We start from the raw sequence: 5,113 nt of genomic DNA on the forward strand, positions 1-5,113 counted from the left end.
CGCTGAAGGAAGGCACGCGGCTGGCGCAGGAAGAATTGATCACGTTCTGCGCCGAACGCCTGGCAGACTATAAGGTTCCGGAAAGCATGACAGTCAGCAGCGAGCCTCTTCCCCGCAATGCCAACGGCAAGTTGCTCAAGCGCGAATTGCGGGAACACTTGCTGGCCGAATTGAAGGCGACGGCGTGACTACTGCGCGGCCCGCGCCGCTCGCCGGCATCGCTTGCCTGATCCTTGCCGCAGTTTCCTGGGGATGCAGCTTCCCGGTCGGCAAAGCCGCAATGCTGGTGGTTGATGCCTACTTCCTGACGGCGATCCGCTACGGTGTCGCCGCCGCTGTGCTGCTGGCGGCCTTGCTGTATGTGGAAGGCGCCGGCGCCTTGCGCTGCGACGGCCGCCCGCTGCTGGTCGCGGTGCTGGGCGTGGTCGGCATAGGCGGCGGCGTACTGATGATGTTCGTCGGATTGCATCATACGCAGGCGGAACACGCGGCAGTCATCGTCGCCACCCAGCCGCTGGTTGCCGCCGTGCTCGCATGGCTGGTGCGCAAGCAGCGGCCGGGCACGTCCACCCTGTTCGCAATCGGTCTTGCGTTCACCGGCGTCGCGCTGGTCGTCACGCGCGGCGATCCGTCCAGCCTGGCCGGATCGGGTACCGCGGGCGGGGACCTGCTCGTGCTCGGCGCAGCGCTGTGCTGGGTCACGTACACGCTGTGCGCCGCGGCATTCCCCTCCTGGTCGGCGCTGCGTTTCACTGCACTCACGGCGAGCGCCGGTGCGCTGTTCGTGTTCGCGGCCACCGCCGCCGCGACCCGGGTCGGCGCCGCCGCCGTGCCGACTTCCGCCCAGCTGCTGTCTGTCGTCTGGCAAATCCTGTTCGTCACCTTCGGCGCCGCGCAGCTGGGTACCCTGTGCTGGAATATCGGCATCCGCCGCGTCGGTGCAGGCGGCGTGCTTTTCATCAATTTCGTTCCGATCACCGCCTTTATCATCGGCGTGGTGCGGGGTTACCGGTTCAACTGGGCCGAAGTGCTCGGCGCCGCACTCGTGATCCTCGCCTTGCTCGCGAGCCGGATCGGGACAGCAAACCAACAAGGAGACACAGGATGAACGATGCATTCCAACCGCTACGCCAGCACGGCCTCGGCGACGTACTGCGCCGTACCGCCCAGCGCATATGCCGGGCAAAACCGCGATCGTGTGCGGCAAGGTGTGCTGGACCTATGCCGAATTCGATGCTGTCGCCACACGCATCGCGCATGCGCTCATCGCCCGCGGCGTCGCACCCGGCGACCGCGTCGCCATCCTGTCGCGCAACTCGCATGCATTCGCAGCCTCGCGCTTTGCGCTCGCCCGCATGGGCGCGGTGATCGTGCCGATCAACTTCATGCTGACTGCGGACGAGGTAGCGTTCATCCTCAAGAGCTCGGGCGCCAGGACGCTGCTTGTCGGCGCCGGATTCGAGTCCCTTGCGGAGGCCGCCGCCGGCAAGGGAACCGACGTTGCCGACCGGATCTGGCTGCCGGGGGAAGAGGATGGGATGCAGCCGCCGGCGGGCATGACGACCTTCGACAAGCTCTTGCATTCCGACACCGATACCGGAGAATTGCGCGCCGTCGATGCGCGTTCCCTGCTGCAGATCATCTATACCAGCGGCACCGAGTCCTTGCCCAAGGGCGCGATGCTGTCGCACGAGGCGGTGCTATGGGAGTACGTCAGCTGTGTCGTCGAAGGCAGCATTGCCGCCAGCGACGTCATGCTGCATGCGTTGCCGCTGTACCACTGCGCGCAACTCGATGTCTTCCTCGGCCCGGCCGTTTATCTCGGCGCAACCAGCATCATCACCGGGCAGCCGCGCCCGGATGTGATCCTGCCGCTGATTCAACGGAACAAGGTCAATTCCTTCTTCGCGCCGCCCTCGGTATGGATCGCGCTGCTGCGCTCGCCGCAATTCGATGCGACAGACCTTTCGACGCTGGAAAAAGGCTACTACGGCGCCTCCATCATGCCGGTCGAAGTGCTCAAGGAAATGCAGGTACGCATGCCGCGCGTGCGGCTGTGGAATTTCTACGGGCAGACCGAGATCGCGCCGCTCGCCACCGTGCTCTACCCGGAGGACCAGATGCGCAAGGCCGGTTCGGCTGGCAGGCCGGTGCTGAACGTCGAGACGCGCGTGGTCGACGACAACATGAACGACGTGGCGCCGGGTGAAGTCGGCGAGATCGTGCACCGCTCGCCGCAATTGCTGAGCGGCTATTACAACGATCCGGAAAAGACTGCGGCGGCGTTTTCCGGTGGCTGGTTTCACAGTGGCGACCTCGCGGTGCGCGACGAAGAAGGTTTCATCACCGTGGTGGACCGGAAAAAGGACATGATCAAGACCGGCGGCGAAAACGTCGCCAGCCGCGAAGTCGAGGAAGTCGTCTTCCGCCTGCCGGCAGTGTCGGAAGTCGCTGTCATCGGCCTGTCCGACCCGTACTGGGTCGAAGCAGTGACGGCCATCATCGTGTTGCGGGAAGGGCAGTCGGCAACCGAGGAAGAAGTGATCGCCTTTTGCAAGGCGAACATGGCCACGTTCAAGGTGCCGAAGCGCGTGATCTTTACTGACGCCTTGCCGAAGAATCCGAGTGGAAAGCTGCTGAAGCGCGAGCTGCGCAAGCGCTACGAGGGGTTATCCTGCTGACCTTGCACCCTGGTTGAGGAGGTGCAATACGGTTCGCGCATGTCCGTTTGCGACATATCATTCCGCGCGACGCAAACACAACAGGCACTATCCTGGATGTGGCAGCATCGAACGGTCATGAAATGGACGATCGTCACACTTTACGTGCTCTCGGTGCTGCACATCCACTTCCGCGGGCGGGTGCGCTTGCCGATCCTGCGGCAGGTGTTCGACCATTCATCGTTCATGGCACCCATCAATTTCTTCATGCATGTCTTTTCGCGGGTGCCGTCCACGCCCTATTTTTCCTTGCGTGAATTTCCCCAGCTCGCGGTCCTGGAACAGAACTGGGAAACAATCCGCGCCGAGGCGCAAGCCCTGATGGAACGCGAGAAGATCAGGGCGGCCGAGAAAAACGACGACGCGGGCTTCAATTCCTTTTTCAAGACCGGCTGGAAACGCTTTTACCTGAAGTGGTATGACGCCGCGCATCCGTCGGCGGAACGCTATTGTCCGAAGACGGTAGCACTGCTGCGCGGCATCCCCATCATCAAGGCCGCGATGTTTGCCGAACTTCCTCCCGGTGCACAGCTCAATCACCACCGCGATCCGTTCGCCGGGGCGCTGCGTTACCACCTCGGCCTGATCACGCCGAACGACGATCGCTGCTTCATCGAGGTTGACGGCCGCCGCTACAGCTGGCGCGATGGCCAGGCGGTCGTGTTTGACGAGACCTACATCCACTGGGCGCGCAACGACAGCGGCAGGAACCGCGTCATCCTCTTCTGCGACATCGAGCGTCCGATGCGCTATCGCTGGGCGCAGGCAGTCAACCGCTGGCTGGGCCGCACAATGATGACGGCGGCGAGTTCGCCGAACGAAAGTGGCGACCAGCTGGGCATGGTGAACAAGCTGTTTCGCTTCGTCTGGCTGATGGGCCAGTACCGGCGTCGCTACAAGGCGTGGAACCGCAAGGCGTACTACGCGACGAAGTTCCTGCTGATTACCGCAGCGGCGGTCTTGATAGTCCTTGCGTGAGCGCGTCGCATCAGGCCCCCTGGAGCAGGACATTCCTGACCCTGTCCAATGCCGTGTCTATGTCGATCGTATCAATTGCCTGCGGCGCGCCGCTCGTGATCACGACATCGTGCTCGCAGTCCTGATTGCCTCGCAGCACGAGCTGCAGAAGAGTCCGCTGCCAGCCCCGTAACCGCTCAGCCTTCCTTGACCGCCCTGGGTTTTCTGGCTGGTGCTGAACCTTGCGCGGCCTGGCCGCCTGCCTCGGCAAGCGGTTCACTACCTGCTCCAAGGATCGCGAGGTTGCGGGCAGCGACGACTGCTTCGGTCGACGGCGTACCACCCGGCCCGACCTCCATGCGCACGTCGCGAATGCCGAGCAGGCGGCCGCTGGAGGAGTAGGGGCCGACCGCAGCAAGCGGCTCACCGGTTGCGTGTTCAACCAGCCGGATCGGCGGGCCGTCCAGGCTCATGCCCCATTTGTCGCCCCACTGCAGCAAGGCCACCAGCACAGGAAACAGTTCCTCGCCTTTTTGTGTGAGTCGATAACCTGCCCGGCGGTCATTTTCACCGAGTGCGACTTTTTCAAGTATCCCGACATCGATCAGGCGCTTGAGGCGATTGGTCAGGATGTTCCGGGCGATGCCCAGACGCTCCTGGAACTGGTCGAACCGGGTCGTTCCGAAGGTGCATTCGCGCACGATCAGAAGGCTCCACCACTCGCCAATCTGGTCGAGCGCCCTTGCGATGGAGCAATTCATGTTGTTGAAGGTTTTTCGCTGCATGGGCAAATTATATGCGAATCAGTTGCATCATGCAACTTAACATGCTAAGTTTCTTCATGAAACTGATTTGCCGCACAGTTGAAAGCGGCACCTTTTAAAGGAGTAGTACCGTGGATCGTCGCTTACTTGTGCTTGCCGCCGGCATGTTTGCCATCGGAACCGACAGTTTTGTCATTGCCGGCATTCTTCCGGAAGTCGCATCGTCCCTTCGTGTCTCCATCGGCCTCGCAGGCCAGATGGTCACCGTGTATGCGCTCAGTTATGCGCTGCTCTCGCCGGTTATTGCCGCGACAGCGGCGCACTGGCCTCGCAAGCGCCTGCTGATCGTCGGCCTCGCGGTGTTCATCGTGGGTAATCTCGTTACCGCAATCGCGCCCACCATCGAACTGGTCCTGGCGAGCCGGCTGATTGCGGGGCTAGGCGCCGCCATGTTCAGCCCGACGGCGACCGCAACCGGGGCGTCACTGGTGCCGCCCGAGAAACGTGCAAGTGCGCTTGCCATTGTGATTGCCGGCCTGAGCAGCGCCACTGCGCTGGGCTCGCCGATGGGAACATTCATCGGCGGTCTGGGAGACTGGCGCTCGACGATGTGGTTTGTGACTGCCGTCGGCGTGATTGCCTGGTTCGCCGTCTACATGATGCTGCCCGCCA

Annotated in this window: 6 protein-coding genes; 5 read left to right on the forward strand and 1 reads right to left on the reverse strand. The window is 62.8% G+C overall.

All coding sequences use genetic code 11. The features are described 5' to 3' along the window. The 4 genes from AYR66_RS11585 to lpxO form a co-directional block, all read left to right on the forward strand. On the forward strand, positions 1-188 hold a 188-nt coding region (locus tag AYR66_RS11585; protein ID WP_141104222.1), incomplete at its 5' end, for a hypothetical protein. Continuing rightward, the gene (locus tag AYR66_RS11590) at positions 185-1,108 is read left to right on the forward strand and encodes a DMT family transporter (protein ID WP_088707614.1); all 924 of its coding nucleotides are present in this window, start codon (positions 185-187) and stop codon (positions 1,106-1,108) included. The genes AYR66_RS11585 and AYR66_RS11590, both read left to right, overlap by 4 nt. 67 nt (positions 1,109-1,175) lie before the next feature. Continuing rightward, positions 1,176-2,681 carry a fatty acyl-CoA synthetase gene (locus AYR66_RS11595; RefSeq protein ID WP_141104061.1) on the forward strand — a complete coding sequence of 502 codons (1,506 nt, stop codon included), beginning with the start codon at positions 1,176-1,178 and terminating at the stop codon, positions 2,679-2,681. A gap of 117 nt (positions 2,682-2,798) precedes the next feature. Continuing rightward, entirely contained in the window at positions 2,799-3,698 is a 900-nt protein-coding gene (gene lpxO, locus AYR66_RS11600; RefSeq protein ID WP_088709764.1) for a lipid A hydroxylase LpxO, read from the forward strand. A 176-nt stretch (positions 3,699-3,874) separates the two neighbouring features. On the opposite strand, the gene AYR66_RS11605 is transcribed toward lpxO, so the two are convergent. Beyond that, positions 3,875-4,462, reverse strand: coding sequence for a winged helix-turn-helix transcriptional regulator (locus AYR66_RS11605; protein ID WP_088707615.1), 588 nt, complete (start codon positions 4,460-4,462; stop codon positions 3,875-3,877). Positions 4,463-4,572: 110 nt separating this feature from the next. On the opposite strand from AYR66_RS11605, the gene AYR66_RS11610 reads away from it, so the two are divergent. Beyond that, a partial coding sequence (locus AYR66_RS11610; RefSeq protein ID WP_234814882.1) for an MFS transporter occupies positions 4,573-5,113 on the forward strand: 541 nt, incomplete at its 3' end.

The organism is Noviherbaspirillum denitrificans, from assembly GCF_002211445.1.
GTDB lineage: Bacteria > Pseudomonadota > Gammaproteobacteria > Burkholderiales > Burkholderiaceae_D > Noviherbaspirillum > Noviherbaspirillum denitrificans.